This window comes from Ruegeria atlantica, from assembly GCF_001458195.1.
Classification (GTDB): Bacteria; Pseudomonadota; Alphaproteobacteria; order Rhodobacterales; family Rhodobacteraceae; genus Ruegeria; species Ruegeria atlantica.
In genome coordinates this window covers 48,516-64,384 of the sequence record NZ_CYPU01000073.1, presented here as the reverse complement: position 1 = coordinate 64,384, position 15,869 = coordinate 48,516, and the positions used below count along the sequence as shown (strand labels likewise).

Annotated in this window: 14 protein-coding genes; 9 read left to right on the top strand and 5 right to left on the bottom strand. The window is 57.8% G+C overall.

What is annotated here, in order from left to right:
* The first annotated feature begins 11 nt into the window (after positions 1-11).
* Together gatB and RUA4292_RS22305 are read left to right on the top strand one after the other, a co-directional pair.
* A complete protein-coding gene (gene gatB, locus RUA4292_RS22310; protein WP_058279594.1) occupies positions 12-1,523 on the top strand; it encodes an Asp-tRNA(Asn)/Glu-tRNA(Gln) amidotransferase subunit GatB in 1,512 nt (503 codons plus the stop codon).
* Between the two features lie 172 nt (positions 1,524-1,695).
* Positions 1,696-2,106 carry a DUF4177 domain-containing protein gene (locus RUA4292_RS22305; protein ID WP_058279665.1) on the top strand — a complete coding sequence of 137 codons (411 nt, stop codon included), beginning with the start codon at positions 1,696-1,698 and terminating at the stop codon, positions 2,104-2,106.
* Between the two features lie 36 nt (positions 2,107-2,142).
* Here the strand turns inward: RUA4292_RS22305 and RUA4292_RS22300 are convergent, their stop codons facing one another.
* Positions 2,143-2,532 (bottom strand): VOC family protein, encoded by a 390-nt coding sequence (locus RUA4292_RS22300; protein WP_058274355.1) that lies wholly within the window; start codon positions 2,530-2,532, stop codon positions 2,143-2,145.
* A gap of 40 nt (positions 2,533-2,572) precedes the next feature.
* Here RUA4292_RS22300 and RUA4292_RS22295 point away from each other — a divergent pair, with 40 nt between their 5' ends.
* Complete coding sequence (locus tag RUA4292_RS22295) at positions 2,573-3,109, top strand: winged helix-turn-helix transcriptional regulator (RefSeq protein ID WP_058279593.1); 537 nt, start codon at positions 2,573-2,575, stop codon at positions 3,107-3,109.
* A 20-nt stretch (positions 3,110-3,129) separates the two neighbouring features.
* On the opposite strand, the gene RUA4292_RS22290 is transcribed toward RUA4292_RS22295, so the two are convergent.
* Positions 3,130-3,384, bottom strand: coding sequence for a BolA family protein (locus RUA4292_RS22290; protein ID WP_058279592.1), 255 nt, complete (start codon positions 3,382-3,384; stop codon positions 3,130-3,132).
* Between the two features lie 108 nt (positions 3,385-3,492).
* Between RUA4292_RS22290 and RUA4292_RS22285 the strand changes: the two genes are divergently transcribed.
* On the top strand, positions 3,493-4,119 hold the full coding sequence (locus RUA4292_RS22285) for a J domain-containing protein (RefSeq protein ID WP_058274352.1): 627 nt from the start codon (positions 3,493-3,495) through the stop codon (positions 4,117-4,119).
* A 5-nt stretch (positions 4,120-4,124) separates the two neighbouring features.
* Here RUA4292_RS22285 and RUA4292_RS22280 read toward each other — a convergent pair whose 3' ends face one another.
* Positions 4,125-5,033, bottom strand: coding sequence for a Hint domain-containing protein (locus RUA4292_RS22280; protein WP_082637230.1), 909 nt, complete (start codon positions 5,031-5,033; stop codon positions 4,125-4,127).
* Between the two features lie 319 nt (positions 5,034-5,352).
* On the opposite strand from RUA4292_RS22280, the gene cobS reads away from it, so the two are divergent.
* The 5 genes from cobS (at position 5,353) to RUA4292_RS22250 (ending at position 12,430) form a co-directional block, all read left to right on the top strand.
* Positions 5,353-6,339 (top strand): cobaltochelatase subunit CobS, encoded by a 987-nt coding sequence (gene cobS, locus RUA4292_RS22275; protein ID WP_058274350.1) that lies wholly within the window; start codon positions 5,353-5,355, stop codon positions 6,337-6,339.
* Between the two features lie 180 nt (positions 6,340-6,519).
* Positions 6,520-8,397 (top strand): cobaltochelatase subunit CobT, encoded by a 1,878-nt coding sequence (cobT, locus tag RUA4292_RS22265; RefSeq protein ID WP_058274349.1) that lies wholly within the window; start codon positions 6,520-6,522, stop codon positions 8,395-8,397.
* 71 nt (positions 8,398-8,468) lie between these two features.
* Positions 8,469-10,259 carry an aminopeptidase P family protein gene (locus RUA4292_RS22260; protein ID WP_058279589.1) on the top strand — a complete coding sequence of 597 codons (1,791 nt, stop codon included), beginning with the start codon at positions 8,469-8,471 and terminating at the stop codon, positions 10,257-10,259.
* A 65-nt stretch (positions 10,260-10,324) separates the two neighbouring features.
* Positions 10,325-10,666, top strand: a complete 342-nt coding sequence (locus RUA4292_RS22255) for a DUF427 domain-containing protein (protein ID WP_058274347.1) — start codon at positions 10,325-10,327, stop codon at positions 10,664-10,666.
* A gap of 396 nt (positions 10,667-11,062) precedes the next feature.
* Positions 11,063-12,430, top strand: coding sequence for a DUF3179 domain-containing protein (locus RUA4292_RS22250; protein WP_058279664.1), 1,368 nt, complete (start codon positions 11,063-11,065; stop codon positions 12,428-12,430).
* Here the strand turns inward: RUA4292_RS22250 and RUA4292_RS22245 are convergent.
* Together RUA4292_RS22245 and recN are read right to left on the bottom strand one after the other, a co-directional pair.
* A complete protein-coding gene (locus RUA4292_RS22245; protein WP_058279588.1) occupies positions 12,427-14,112 on the bottom strand; it encodes a chloride channel protein in 1,686 nt (561 codons plus the stop codon). The two genes, RUA4292_RS22250 and RUA4292_RS22245, sit on opposite strands and share 4 nt — an antisense overlap.
* A gap of 100 nt (positions 14,113-14,212) precedes the next feature.
* The gene (gene recN, locus RUA4292_RS22240; RefSeq protein WP_058279587.1) at positions 14,213-15,862 is read right to left on the bottom strand and encodes a DNA repair protein RecN; all 1,650 of its coding nucleotides are present in this window, start codon (positions 15,860-15,862) and stop codon (positions 14,213-14,215) included.
* Positions 15,863-15,869 lie beyond the last annotated feature (7 nt).

Genomic DNA, 15,869 nt, shown 5'->3' with positions numbered 1-15,869 from the left:
TGAGGCGCGCCATGCTCGACCTGACATACGAAATGCCCAAACCCAAAACCATTGCCGGGGCCAAGCACGATTGGGAACTGGTCATCGGGATGGAGGTGCATGCGCAGGTCTCGTCCAATGCCAAGCTGTTCTCGGGCGCATCGACCCAATTCGGGGCCGAGCCGAACTCGAACGTGGCATTCGTGGACGCAGCGATGCCGGGAATGCTGCCGGTGATCAATGAATATTGTGTTGAACAGGCGGTACGAACCGGGCTGGGCCTGAAGGCGGATATCAACCTGGTATCGGCCTTTGACCGCAAGAACTATTTCTATCCCGACCTGCCGCAGGGCTATCAGATTTCCCAGCTGTACCAGCCTATCGTAGGCGAAGGTGAAGTGCTGGTGGAAATGGGCGACGGCACTGCGCGCATGGTGCGAATTGAACGCATCCACATGGAACAGGACGCAGGCAAATCGATCCATGACATGGACCCGCACATGTCCTTTGTCGACCTGAACCGGACCGGTGTTTGCCTGATGGAGATCGTCAGCCGCCCCGATATTCGCGGCCCCGAAGAAGCAGCAGCCTACATCGCCAAGATGCGCCAGATTCTTCGTTATTTGGGTACCTGCGATGGCAACATGCAAAACGGCAACTTGCGGGCGGACGTCAATGTTTCGATCTGCTTGCCCGGTGCCTATGAAAAGTATCAGGAAACGCAGGACTTCTCGCATCTGGGTACGCGTTGCGAGATCAAGAACATGAACTCGATGCGCTTTATCCAGCAAGCGATCGAGGTCGAGGCCCGGCGTCAGATTGCCATCGTCGAAGGTGGCGGTACTGTCGATCAGGAAACCCGCCTGTATGATCCGGACAAGGGTGAGACACGCTCGATGCGGTCAAAGGAAGAAGCGCATGATTACCGCTATTTCCCCGACCCTGACCTGCTGCCCCTGGAAATTGAACAGGCGTGGGTTGATGACATCGCAGCCAAGCTTCCGGAACTACCGGATGCCAAAAAGGCGCGTTTTATTGGCACCTTCGGTCTGACGGATTACGATGCGTCGGTTCTGACGGCCGAAGTAGAGTCGGCTGCCTATTTCGAAGAGGTCGCGAAAGGCCGCAACGGTAAACTGGCAGCGAACTGGGTCATCAACGAACTGTTTGGCCGCCTGAAGAAAGAAGACCACGACATCACCGCCTCGCCGGTCTCGCCTGCGCAGCTGGGTGGGATCATCGAGCTGATCGCCTCAGACGCCATTTCTGGCAAGATCGCTAAGGATCTGTTCGAGATTGTCTACACCGAAGGCGGCGACCCGGCGCAGATCGTTGAAGAACGCGGCATGAAACAAGTTACCGACACCGGTGCCATCGAAACTGCGCTGGACGAAATCATCGCGGCCAATCCGGCACAGGTCGAAAAGGCCAAGGTGAACCCGAAACTGGCAGGCTGGTTTGTTGGTCAGGTCATGAAAGCAACCGGCGGCAAGGCGAACCCCAAGGCGGTCAATGAGTTGGTCAGCAAAAAGCTGAGCTCGTAAGTCTTTCGGTCCAAGAAACTGCTACGGCAGGGTCCGTGCGTCTGGCGCGGACTTTGCCGGTCCCGCGCGCGGGGCGCAACAGACAAAACAGAATTTGCCCAAAGGGCGATGATGACTGTTCGAAACCCGACAACATGTTAGATTGCTGGGGATCGGCAACCAGGAAAATCTGATGCAGCGCTACGAATACAAAGTTGTCCCCGCCCCACAAAAAGGCACCAAGGCCAAGGGCGTCAAAACTGCCGAAGGGCGGTTTGCAGTGTCGATCGAACAGATACTGAATCAGATGGGGCAGGATGGCTGGGATTACCAGCGTGCGGAACTTTTGCCCAGCGAGGAACGCGCAGGGCTGACCAGTTCCACCGTGAACTGGCGCAATGTTCTGGTGTTTCGGCGACAGGTTGCAGTTGAGTTTTCTTCAGAGCGCGAGCCGGTTGAGGACAGCGATGATGCACCCGTGGCTCAGCCGGTGCCCGGACCAGAAGAAGTGAAGGCCCCTGCACCGATTTCAGAAGAGGTCAAAGATCCGCCATTGACCCTGAAGCCCACGGATCTGTCCGAAAAGGACAGAGAGCAGACCTAAGCGGTCTGCTCCGCGTTTTCACAGCCTGCAGCTGAATTACTCGGCAGCGCTTGCCGCTTGGCTCAGATCCTGCGCCAGCATCAGCGCATTGCCGTCCGGGTCGTAGAACGTTGCGGTGCTGACCATGCCCTCGATCGTTTCAGTCGCCCCATCGAACCTGACGCCCGAGGATTCGAGCGCCTGACGCGCCGTCGCAATATCGGACACCCCGAACACCGGCACCGTATTGCCTGGCGCAGGCTCGGCCTGCTCACCCAGGCCCAAGGTCACACCGTCGGTTTTGGTCTTCATCTCGCTCCAACCGGCTTCGTCAATATGGTGGATCAGCTCGAACCCCAGCTTGGCCTGATACCATTCGGCACTGACATGCCTGTCTTGCACGGACATGGCGAGCGTGATCGTGTTTTCTAGTGAAACGAGTGGCATTGAACTATCCTTTTGGCGAAAATTAAAGTAACTATACTTTATGGACATAACGATTCTTGTCAAGCTTACGTCCCGCGCCTGGTCCCTGAACATTCTGGCGTTAATGCATAAAGGCATGCCGGGACGACAGGCACCGCTACTGGCTGCGACACGCGCCGGCAGAACGGCATTTGCCCATAGCCTTGACCACCTGATTCAATTGGGTTTTCTGGAACGAAATCCCGGCCACGGTCATCCACTGCGCCCCGGATTTCGATTGACCCAAGCGGGTGTATCTGCGGCAGAAATCGCCAGCAGGATCGTGAATGCCGTGCCGGATGACGCTGATTTCGCGTTGCTCAGACGCAATTGGACAGCACCTATTCTGGCGCTGACCGACAGGCCCCAACGATTCTCGACTCTCAAATCCGGGCTGATCACCATTTCCGATCGCGCACTTTCGACGTCGCTTCTCCGCCTGGAAGAGCAAGCGTGGATACGGCGAGACATTGATGCGACCCACCGGCTTCCCTTTCCGACATATCGCGCGGTGAATCAGGGAATCGCGGTTAACAGGGCCATTTCTCTGGTCGCCTAGGCATCGACCAATGGGCCTGTTCAGGTATCAATATCCAGCGCCAGCGCATGAATGCGGGGCACGATGTCGCCCAGTGCCTTATGTACGGCACGGTGGCGGGCGACGCGGGATTGACCCTGAAAAGCGCTGGCACGAATACGGACGTTGAAATGGCTTTCGCCGCCCTCTTGAAACCCCGCGTGTCCGCGGTGGCTTTCGCTGTCATCTACGACCTCCAACTCACGCGGTTCAAAGGCTGCCATCAGGCAGGTTCGGATCTCGTCGGTAACAGTCATTTTTTTGCTCACGGGCGAAAATTTTTCCGCCCCCCCTCTTCTACTTTCGGCTGCTTAGACTAAACTGCTGCCTCCGAGTCGAAAAGATGCGTTCTTAAGGATGAGCACATGGTGAAGTCAGACCCCTTCGGATTTGATATGTCCGTATCCACATCGAAGAAAAAGAACCCGCGCGGGCGTCGCGGAATGTCGGGCGCGTCTGAAACCTCGACGCGTATCTGCGATCACGAAGGTTGCGAAGAACCGGGTAAGTTCCGTGCACCAAAGGCCCCTGACGTTCTGGACGACTTTTTCTGGTTCTGCCAGCAGCACGTTCGCGAATACAACAACAAATGGAACTTCTTTGACGGCACCACCGAGGCCGAGTTGAACGCCCAGCGGTCCAAGGACAAAGTGTGGGAGCGCGAAACAAAGCCTATGGGTGACCCCGAAGCGCGCGCATGGGCGCGTCTGGGCATCGAAGACCCGCATCAGGTACTTGGCGCAAACAGCACCCAAAACAAAGGACGCACGTCAGGTGGCGGCGGTCGTCGCCTGCCCCCCACGGAACGCCGCGCGATCGAAATTCTGGAAGCCAACGACAGCTGGACCAAGGCCGAGGTGCGCAAAGCGTACAAAAAGCTGATCAAGGTGCTGCACCCTGACATGAACGGCGGCGACCGTTCCCAGGAAGAGCAGTTGCAAGAGGTCGTCTGGGCGTGGGATCAGATCAAGGACAGCCGGAACTTTAGGTAGTCGGCTTATCGACGACCGTACATGCGCAAAAGAGCCTTTGTTTCGGGACGCTTTAGGCACCGCACGCGAGTTTGTTCCAAAGTGGGTTTAGGGCTGAAACGATCCGGGAATAGCATACCAAGCTCCTCGACATCTTCGCGATCGAATGACAAAAGCGCCATGTCGCCCAGAAACAAGCTTTCCGTCGGCAAACCATGCGAAATCAGTATCGCATGGCGATCACAGGCAACGTGGAAATACGTCACGGCCTCATCGGGCCGCACTTGTCGAATTGTTTTGTCATTGACCAAATGAATTGCCGCAGCAAAAACTCTGGGCTCTCCAAACAGCAATTCGGCGCGCCACCCTTCGAGAACAATCCTATGCTGTGGGGACACGTATAAATCACGATCAGGCAAACCGTCCCCGATTGCCCCTTTCTGGATGCAAACAGGGCGCAATCGCGGGTTTCTCTGCAACGCTTCCGCGCTCATGGTCTTTTTGCCAATCCAAAGGATAGGCAACAGCGCACCGCTGGAAACACGAACTTTGTCCCCAACCGATAGTTCTTCGACGGGGCAAGGACCTTTCCCGGTTTCAATCAAAGTTCCCTTTACGAAACATGGCACTGTTCCGGCAGGAAGGTCGACTGTCACACTGAGAGAGGCATTGTTACCATTTCCCGGGTTCCCCGTCGTCGCGCGTATTAGAACCGTGAGTTGCGTATTCGGGGGAATGTCTGCCCCCTCAGTAAGCTCAACGGTCAGAACTCCGCTCGGTGAAATCGAAACAGTGTAGTCGGAAGGATCCAATCCACCATTGCCAGTTACGGTCACGCTCCACGTCACAGCTTTGGTCGTGGTATACTGCTCCATAACCGAGGTCGACCCACTGGGGATCGAGATAGAAGTCGGACCTGAGATTACTAACGACATTTGTACCTACACGCTTAAAAACAAAATCGGGAACCGCTTTTACACAATCATATGTGCATATTTAACTTATCATATCTTGCTATTGCAATATTAATGCTTCACCGGACTGCGTGGTGGCGTTCTGGACCCAAAATTCGAGCTGTCCAAGATTTGAAAGATTAGCTCGAGCCATTGGACGCAACGTCGATAAGGCCAGTTTCAAAGAAACATCCGCCTAAGTACCTACCAGCACGGCTTTCCCTTGCCCTTGCCCGCAATATGTTGCACCACACACGAGTTCAAACCCGGCAACGCGGGGCAAAGGATAAGGACAAGGCGAATGGCTGACGGATCGATCGACGTAAACGCAAAACCCACCGAAGAAATTTCGGTCCGTGACGTGTTCGGTATTGAAACCGACATGGCGATCAAGGGCTTTGCTGACCGCAGTGACCGCGTACCCGCGATCGACCCGACCTACAAGTTTGACCCCGAAACTACACTAGCCATTTTGGCAGGCTTTTCGCACAATCGGCGTGTGATGATCCAAGGCTATCACGGTACGGGCAAATCGACCCATATCGAACAGGTCGCGGCCCGGCTGAACTGGCCCGCCGTCCGTGTCAACCTCGACAGCCACATCAGCCGGATCGACTTGATCGGTAAGGACGCGATCAAGCTGCGTGATGGCAAACAGGTGACCGAGTTCCACGAAGGCATCCTGCCCTGGGCGCTGCGCAACCCCGTTGCCATCGTTTTCGACGAATACGACGCGGGCCGTGCCGACGTGATGTTCGTGATCCAGCGTGTTCTGGAACATGACGGTAAACTGACCTTGCTGGACCAGAACGAGATTATAACGCCGAACCCAAACTTCCGCCTGTTTGCCACCGCGAACACCGTCGGTCTGGGCGACACTACCGGCCTGTATCACGGCACGCAGCAGATCAACCAGGCACAGATGGACCGCTGGTCGCTGGTCTCGACGCTGAACTACCTCAGCCATGACGCTGAGACGATGATCGTTCTGTCCAAGGCGCCGCATTACAACACCGAAAAGGGCCGCAAAACCGTCAGCCAAATGGTCACCGTCGCCGACCTGACCCGGACCGCCTTCATGAACGGCGACCTGTCCACCGTCATGAGTCCCCGAACCGTGATCAACTGGGCCCAAAACGCCGAGATCTTCCGCGACGTAGGCTACGCCTTCCGCCTGTCCTTCCTGAACAAATGTGATGAGCTGGAACGCCAGACCGTGGCCGAGTTCTATCAGCGTTGCTTCGACGAGGAACTGCCGGAAAGCGCGGCGAGCGTGAGTTTGGGGTGATAATCTTCTTTGTCATAGCATCTATCTGGGTGGTTCTTGATTCAGCTTGGCTTTTTGACAAAGTAGATTGGAAAAAGACGGCGCCTTCAGAAATGACGGCGCCGCAGCATGTCCACCTGACACGGCTGCGCTGGGAATGCTTAGTGCTTTTCTTGGCAGCAATGATCTGGAGTACGTTCATTGTCTAAACCAAACGACAACCCCGCAGATCCGTTCAAGAAGGCCTTGGCCGAAGCCACCAAGGTGATGGCCGATGATCCCGAATTATCGGTGAGCTATACTGTCGACCCCTCGGGTCTGTCGGGCGAGTCGATGCGTTTGCCGCAGGTTTCTCGGCGCATGACTCGCGAAGAGGTTTTGCTGGCGCGCGGTACGGCGGATGCTTTGGCGTTGCAGCGCCGATATCATGACGATGCGACCCATAATCGCTATGCGCCTCCGGGTGATATGGCCCGGGATCTTTATGAGGCCATGGAAGTTGCCCGGTGTGAGGCGATGGGCGCGCGGGATATGCCCGGCACCGCATCAAACATCGATGTCAAGATCGGGCATGAGGCGCTGCGCCGTGGGTACGACCAGTGCAAGCAGCCCGCTGATGCACCGCTATCGGTTGCAGCAGGATATCTGATCCGCCATCTGGCGACCGGGCGGGATCTGCCGCCTGCGGCTGAGAACATCATGAACCTGTGGCGCGGCTTCATTGAAGAGCAGGCTGGCGGCACGCTGGAAAACCTGCAGGAGATCCTGTCGGATCAGGCCGAGTTTGCCAAATTTGCCCGCCAGATGATCAAGGATCTGGGGTATGGCGACCAGCTGGGCGAAGATCCGGACGAGCTGGACGAAGATCAGGAAGATCAGGCCGAGGACGACGCCGAAGAACAGCCCGACCCCGATAGCACTGGTCAGGATGATCAGGACGAGCAGGACGCCGACGCGACCCCCGAGCAAACGCAGGAAGAGCAGCAGGACCAATCTCAGGCCCAGGTCTCGATGGACGAGATGGCCGAGGATGAGATGGGCGATGAGGCCGAGATGCCTGACGGTGAGGCCCCGATGGAGCCGCCGTCCCCGCCCCCTGCATCCGAGGCCGACCCGGACTACAAGGTTTACCTTGGAACCTTTGACGAAGAGATCGCAGCCGAGGATTTGGCCGAGCCTGCTGAATTAGAACGGCTGCGCGCCTATCTGGATCAGCAGCTTGAGCCGCTTAAGGGTGCCGTCAGCCGTCTGGCGAACAAACTGCAGCGCCGATTGCAGGCGCAACAGAACCGCAGCTGGGAGTTCGACCGCGAGGAAGGTATTCTGGATGCGGGTCGTCTGGCGCGAGTTGTGGCCAACCCGACCACGCCGCTGAGCTTCAAGGTCGAGAAAGACACCGAGTTCCGCGATACGGTGGTGACACTGCTGCTGGATAACTCGGGCTCGATGCGCGGTCGCCCGATCTCGATCGCGGCGATCTGTGCTGATGTTCTGGCCCGGACGCTGGAACGTTGCAACGTGAAGGTCGAAATCCTTGGCTTTACTACGCGCGCTTGGAAAGGCGGCCAGGCACGTGAGGCATGGCTGAATGACGGTCGCCCGCAACAGCCGGGGCGTCTGAACGACTTGCGTCACATCATCTATAAAGGTGCGGATGCCCCGTGGCGTCGCGCGCGACCCAATCTGGGGTTGATGATGAAAGAAGGCCTGCTGAAAGAGAACATTGATGGCGAAGCACTGGAATGGGCGCATCGCCGGATGCTTGCACGACGCGAGCAGCGCAAGATCCTGATGGTGATCTCAGACGGTGCGCCTGTTGATGATTCAACTCTCAGCGTTAACCCTGCCAATTATCTGGAAAAACACCTACGCGACGTGATCGGGATGGTCGAAAAACGCAAGATGGTTGAGCTTTTGGCCATCGGCATCGGCCACGATGTAACCCGATACTACGACCGCGCGGTAACGATCACGGATGTCGAACAGCTGGCAGGCGCAATGACTGAGCAACTGGCGGCCTTGTTCGACAGCGACCCTCGGGCACGTGCACGTGTGATGGGGATGAAAAGGGCCAGCTAACGCTGGCCCTGCCTCCGGCAGCAGTATTTTCAAAAGATAAGGGGACTGCCCCCGTTTGCGAGAGGTGCCACATGTTTCAGTCCTTTGCAGTCACTGCGCGTCCGGAACAGGGACCGCCCAGACTGGCCGCTTTGCGATCCCAGATGGCGCAGGATGGGTTGGACGGTTTTCTGATCCCACGCGCAGATGCGCATCAGGGCGAGTATGTGGCCCCACGCGATGAACGTCTGGCATGGCTGACGGGTTTCACCGGGTCGGCCGGTTTCTGTGCAGTGCTGACCGATATTGCAGGCGTTTTCATCGATGGCCGATATCGCACGCAGGTCAAAGTACAGGTTGTGGCGGATTTCACTCCCGTGCCGTGGCCCGAAACCAGCCTGAGCGCTTGGCTCAAAGACCAGTTGCCGAACGGCGGAAAGGTTGGTTTTGATCCTTGGCTGCATGCAGCTGGGCAAATTTCCAGCCTGAAGAAAGAGTTGAACGCGAGCGGCATCGAGCTGGTTCGGTGTGACAATCTGGTGGATCGGGTGTGGCCGGATCAGCCGGATGCCCCGAAGAACCCGGTTAAGACGCATCCGATTGTGTTTGCCGGGGAAACAGCCATAAGCAAAATTGCGCGGATGGCGGAGGATCTAAAGCAGAACGGGTGCGATGCGGCCATCATTACATTGCCGGATTCGATCATGTGGCTGCTTAACATTCGCGGATCAGATATCGGATACAACCCGGTGGCACATGGGTTTGCCATTCTGAAAACCGATGGCCGGGTTGATCTGTTCATGGCAGCGCAAAAGCTAGTCGGGTTGGACGATCATCTTGGCAACCATGTTCAGGTTCACGACCCTCGGTCTTTTTTGGATGCGGCCGCGGATTTGGACGGCGCGGTTCAAGTCGATTTGGGAACCCTGCCGCAGGCAGTTGCGGATGTGCTGGGTGACAGAATGATGGATGCAGGTGATCCCTGTGCCCTGCCCAAAGCTCGCAAGAACCCCGCCGAAATCGCAGGCAGTGCTGAGGCGCATCTTCGTGACGCGGTGGCCGTTATTGAAACCTTGTGCTGGTTGGACGCACAGGCCGCAGGCACAGTGACGGAAACTCGGGTGGTGACGCAGCTTGAGGAAAACCGCCGCCGGGATAACGCGCTACAGGATATCTCGTTCGACACGATTGCGGGCACCGGGCCCAACGGCGCAATCATGCATTACCGGGTGACCGAAGAAACCGACAGCCGACTGGAAAATGGGCACCTGTTGGTTTTGGATAGCGGTGGCCAGTATCTGGATGGCACAACCGACATCACCCGCACCATTGCGATAGGGGAGGTAGGCGATCAGGAAAAAGCCTGCTTTACTCGCGTGCTGAAAGGGATGATCGATATGTCCATGCTGCGCTGGCCCGCCGGGTTGGCCGGACGAGATATCGAATGCATCGCACGCGCCCCCTTATGGGCCGCGGGCCAGGATTTCAATCACGGGGTCGGCCATGGCGTCGGTGCGTATCTGAGCGTCCATGAAGGGCCGCAGCGCTTGTCAAAGGTCAGCCATGTACCGCTGCAGCCGGGCATGATCCTGTCCAACGAGCCCGGATATTATCGCGAAGGCGCGTTCGGCATTCGGATCGAGAACCTTGTTGTGGTTCAAGATGCCCCGCCGCTGCCCACCGCTGACACCGAGCGTGCGATGCTGAACTGGCGGACGCTCACATACGTTCCAATTGACCGGCGGCTGATTGTAGTCGAAATGCTTACGACAGAAGAACGCGCGTGGCTGAACTCATATCACCGCGACGTTGCGGAAAAAGTCCGGCCAAGGCTGGGCGATGACGCTCAACTGTGGTTGGATGCCGCAACTGCGCCGATCTGACACCGGACTGTCACATAAACCGGGCAGAGGAGTGATCCGTACTGAAGACGAGGGAAGAAGCAGAGATGACAGACATAACGATCCGCAAAGCAGCTGGTAAATGGAGCGTTCGTTCCGGGGGCGCCGTTCTCGGAGAGAGCATGAATGCGCTGGAGCTGCTGGAAGGTGATCTGGAGCCGGTGATCTATTTCCCTCGCGCCGATATCGGAATGGCATTTCTGGACCGTACAGAAAAGGTTACGCACTGCCCGCACAAAGGCGATGCGACGCATTTCTCAATCGTCAATAAATCATCGGTGACCGAAAACGCAGCGTGGAGCTATGAGGATCCGGTCGCCGCAATGGCCGAGATCAAGGGTTATGTCGCGTTTTACCGCGTCGATTCCGTTAAGGTCGAACAGATTTAAATCCCTCAGATGGCCTCTCTGACCCGCTCGGTCGCGGCCATGTCGTGACGCACACGCCCATAGGCCTGTGCCATGGATGTCAATGATCTGAGGCGGGCTGCTTCCGTTCGTACGCGACAAAGAAATACCTGGCCGGGCCGCCTTGGCATGGCCAGGTATTCGAACCCATAGCAAGAATTATCGTTTCTTGGCATCGTGACAAAAAAACCTGTGACAATTTTTGGATGAGACTAACCAGAAAAATTCACGAAAACATACAAGCAGATAGTCTTCGTTGGTAGTTCAACAGCGCGCTCGCAACTGACAGGGCTTGATCACGATCCAATCACGGGGCTGTTGCATGCATGTGAGGCATCAAGAGTGCACAATGCCACCAAACACCGTCCAGAGGATGCCATGTCACTTACCCGTCGCAGTTTCGCAGGATCATTGGGGACCGTGCTCTTGTTGCCTGGCGCATTGTCCGCGCAACATGACCCCGTGCTGGATGCTGTGCGTTCCACCTTGTTCAGAAGCAACGCGGAGTTTGAGCAAGGCATGGCCTTTCTCGTGCAACGCGGCAACCCAGATGTGGTGCCTGCTTTGCTGACGGGGATGCGATACGCCAGACGTCGCAGCGGTGACATCGCGCAGGTTATGCAGACGCTGACCGGCGAGAGTATCGGCCAAGACTGGTTTGACTGGATGTTGTGGCAGGAAAAGAACCCGCAAATCGTGCCGCACCCCTCGCTCATCCCGTTCAAACGCGAGGTTCTCCTGGGGATAGATACGAATTTCGATGCCTTCCTGAAGCCAAAGTACTTGCAGCGCGACAAAATGAAGATCCGTCTTGAAGAGATCGCGTGGGGTGGTGTGAACAAGGACGGTATTCCATCGCTGGACAATCCGGCGCTGATCCCCGCCGCGCGCGCAGATTACCTTAAGGACGATGACCTGGTCTTTGGCGTTTCGATCAACGGGGACGAACGGGCTTACCCGCTGTGGATCATGGGCTGGCATGAAATGTTCAATGAGGTGATTGGCGGGGTTCCGGTTGCCTTGGCCTACTGCACACTGTGTGGTTCAGGCATACTGTTTGAAACGCAAGTGCCGGATCGCAGCAAACCGCTTATCTTCGGCTCATCCGGGTTTCTGTACAGATCCAACAAACTGATGTTCGATCGTCAGACGCATTCCCTGTGGAACCAATACACCGGCAAGCCTGTTGTTGGCGCGCTTGTCGGCAGCGGTATCGAACTGAAACAACGCCCGGTGGTCATCACCACTTGGCAAAGCTGGAAAACATCTCACCCCAAGACGAAGGTCCTTTCAATGAACACCGGTCACCGGCGGAATTATGGATCGGGTGTCGTGTATCGGGAGTATTTCGCTTCTTCCGAATTGATGTTCCCGGCGCTGGTCGATCAGTCCAGCCACAGGCAGAAAGACTATGTTTTCGCCATCCGTCAATTTGGTGCGGCGCGAGCATGGCCGCTGGATGCGTTCGGCAGGAGCCGGGTAATCAATGACGCCATCGCCAACCGGCCGCTGGTGCTTATCGGAAACGACGAGAAGCGCGCAGTGCGGGCCTATGAACGCGCATCCCACAAGTTCGCTGCGTCGGGCAGCGATTTGGTGGATGAAACGGGTCAAAAGTGGACCATGACCGAAGAGGCGCTGATTGGACCAGGAGGCGCGGAATTGCCCCGGGTCGCAGGCCATATTTCGTACTGGTTTGCTTGGGACAACTACCTTGGCGATACCGCAACAGTGTATAAACGCTAAGAGTGCTCTTCAGCCGCAGTGGCAGCCAAGGCGCGGTTATACGCCTTCAGTGCATCGACGTGGTAAAGCGCTCCGACCGGGTTTTCACTGCCGTCTTCTTCGACAATCACCACCGGAATACAGGGGATGTCATCCCTGTCGAAATAGGGCATCGCGGCCTCTAGCGTGGCGCTGGCCTGAACACACAGCCCTTGTTCGATCAATTCGACCGCATGTTCTTTCGTGATCGAACGCGAGTCGCCCAAGGGGCGCATGACCGCCCCGGTTCGCAGCATTGCCAGCAGATAGGCTTGCGGCCCGGCGGCCAGATGCACGTTACGACGTTCCAGTTGGGTCAAGAAGAAGGATCGATCCACAAGACGCGAGGCCAGCGCTGTCGACATCGACACCGAAACCATCACAGCCAGGCCGATTTGCCAGTCTCCGGTCAGTTCAAAGACAATCATCGTGGTCGAAATCGGTGCGCCCAGAACCGCGGCAGCAACGGCCCCCATTCCGGCAAAGGCATAAAGCGTATGGGTGCCAGACACATCTGGCAGTAGCCCGGTTGCGATCAGGCCGAAGGCCAGCCCGGTCAACGCCCCAATCATCAGCGATGGGGAGAACACCCCGCCGCCCATACGCCCGCCCATGGTGATCGCCACGGCAACCGTCTTGATCACGGCAAACAGGATGGCAAAACTCAGGGTCAGGTCACCAGCCAAGGCTCGGATTGTCGTCTCATACCCAACGCCGATGATATGCGGGAACCAGATCGCCAGCAGCCCCAACATCGCGCCTGAAACAGCTGGGCGCAGCCAGCCAGGCAAGGCAAGCCGGTTCTGGATATGGTTGCCGATATCTTCGGCAAAAAAGATCGACCGCATCAGCAGAAGCGAAACCAGCCCGCAGATTAGGCCAAGTAGCAGAAAGGCGGGCAGTTCCACGTAGAATTGCAGGGAACCGGGCGTATCCAGAACAAACTCGGTCACGTCGCCATATTCCAGCCGGTTGATTACCGTCCCCGCAACCGAAGCGATCACGATGGGCGCAAACGCATGCACTGCAAAGTGGCGCAGTACGACCTCAAGCGCGAACAGTGCACCTGCGATCGGTGAGTTAAAGCTGGCCGAGACGGCGGCGGCGACAGCGCATCCCAACAGGTCGCGCCCGGTGATGCCATCAGCATGGATGCGGTTACTGACCCAGGTTGAGATCACACCAGCCATGTGCACGACCGGCCCCTCTCGGCCCGTGGACCCGCCTGTACTGAGCGTGACAAGCGAGGCAAAGAACGACGCGATACCCGCCTTGCTTTCCACGCGACCATCCGTCACCGCGGCCCCTTCGATGACGTCAGCAACGGATCGCACGCGTCCGTCGTCGGTGAACTTGTTCAGGATCACGCCCACGATTAGCCCGCCGATGATGGGAATGATCAGGATCAGAAACCAAGGCAGCTTTTCCGCATGGCTGTGCAGCAGCAAAATGTCATCCGTATCATAGACATAAGCCTGCAGCGACCGGATCGCCTTGCGAAACCCCAATGCCATGAAACCTGCCGCAATCCCGATCGCCAGCGCGATGAACCAGAATTGAATCTGGCTGGGCCCACGCCGTCGCATCACCCGCCAAGCGTCCTTGATCGCGGCCAAAGCCTGATTGAGCTGGTTGCGCAGAACAGTGCGGGTTGATTGGGTCATTGGCCCTCGGGGATCACGTCTTTCCCCTTAGTAAGCCACGGAGCGCCCTTATAAAAGTGGGATCGCGACGGATTGAACACGCGAAAGCGGCAGAATTGCCTCAGGCCTGCAAAAGGGCCCGGGCGGCAGCGCGGGCTTCGTCCGTGATCGTGTCACCTGCGACCATACGGGCAATTTCATCCACGCGGTCGGGTTCGGCCAGCGGAACAACGGTAGAAAGGGTCTGCCCGTCGGTGACGTGTTTTTGCACCCGCCAGTGATGCGCCGCGCGGGCCGCCACCTGCGGTGAGTGCGTCACAACCAGCACCTGCCCGCCCTGCGCCAGCGACGCCAGACGCCGCCCGACCGCATCGGCAGTTGCACCACCAACGCCCCGGTCGATCTCATCAAAAATCATCGTGCGCGTGCTGTCATCCCCGGTCAGGCAGACCTTGAGCGCCAGAAGAAACCGACTGAGTTCGCCGCCCGAGGCGATTTTGTTCAGCGGACCAGAAGGTGCGCCGGGGTTGGTGGCAACTGTGAAAGCTACTGCGTCAATTCCATCGGGACCGGGATCCGCGGCTGTAACTTCGGTTTGGAACACAGCGCGCTCCATCTTCAACGGGGCGAGTTCGGTCATCACGGCGGCATCCAGCTGTCCGGCTGCCTTCTGTCGCGCCGCACTAAGCTTGGCCGCTGCGCCGTCATATGCGGTCTGAGCGGCGTCTACCGCTGCCCGCTGATCGGCCAGATCTGCGTCGCCAGCGTCAAGCCGGCTCAAACGATCACGCAAAGTTTCGGCAAAGGTTCCCAGTTCATCAGGTACAACATCATGTTTACGAGCCAGTGCGCGGATGGCGAACAGGCGTTCTTCGGCCTGTTCCAATTCCGCCGGATTGAAATCCAATTTCTGCAGACAAGCCTCGACACCGTCCTGCGCCTCACCCAATTCGATCAGGGCGCGCCCCAGGGCCGCGATTGGTGCCTCCAATTGGCCGCCGGCATTGTCCGAGACGCCTTCGAGCCAACGCACAGCGTCCGCCATTGCGCTTTCAGCCCCGTCCCCGCCAAGCAGAGAGAAAGCCCGAGCGACATCATCCCGGATACGCTCAGCCGCTTGCATCATGCGACGGCGGGCATCGAGCTCGGCGTCCTCGCCGGGTTGCGGGTCCAGCTGATCAAGCTCGGATACCGAATGCCTCAGGAATTCCTCTTCCGCGCGCATCGCTGCAAGGGTCGATTCCGTTTGAGCAAGAGCTTTGCGCGCACGTGACATCTCGGACCAGGCCGACCGCACCTTTGCCAGTTGGGGTTCTGCGCCGGCGTAATCATCCAGCATTGCCCGGTGACCGCGCGGGTTCAACAGGCCGCGATCATCGTGTTGACCATGCAGTTCGATCAGGGTCTCGGACAATGCGCGCAGTACCTCGCCCGAACAACGGCGATCATTGACCCACGCGGTTTTGCGCCCCTCGGCCGTATTCACCCGCCGCAGGATCAGTTCCTCTCCCCCGGGCAGGCCCGCCTCGGCCAGAATTGCATGTGCAGGATGGTCTTCGTCTAATTCGAACTCTGCCACGACTTCACCCTGGGCGGCACCCTGACGGACCAGTTCAGCCCGGCCACGCCAGCCCAGAACAAACCCTAGCGAATCCAGAAGAATCGACTTGCCCGCACCGGTTTCACCAGTCAACGCATTCAGGCCCGGCTGAAACGTCAGTTCCAGCCGGTCGATGATCAGCATGTCACGGATATCGAGGGCGCGCAGCATCGGGTCT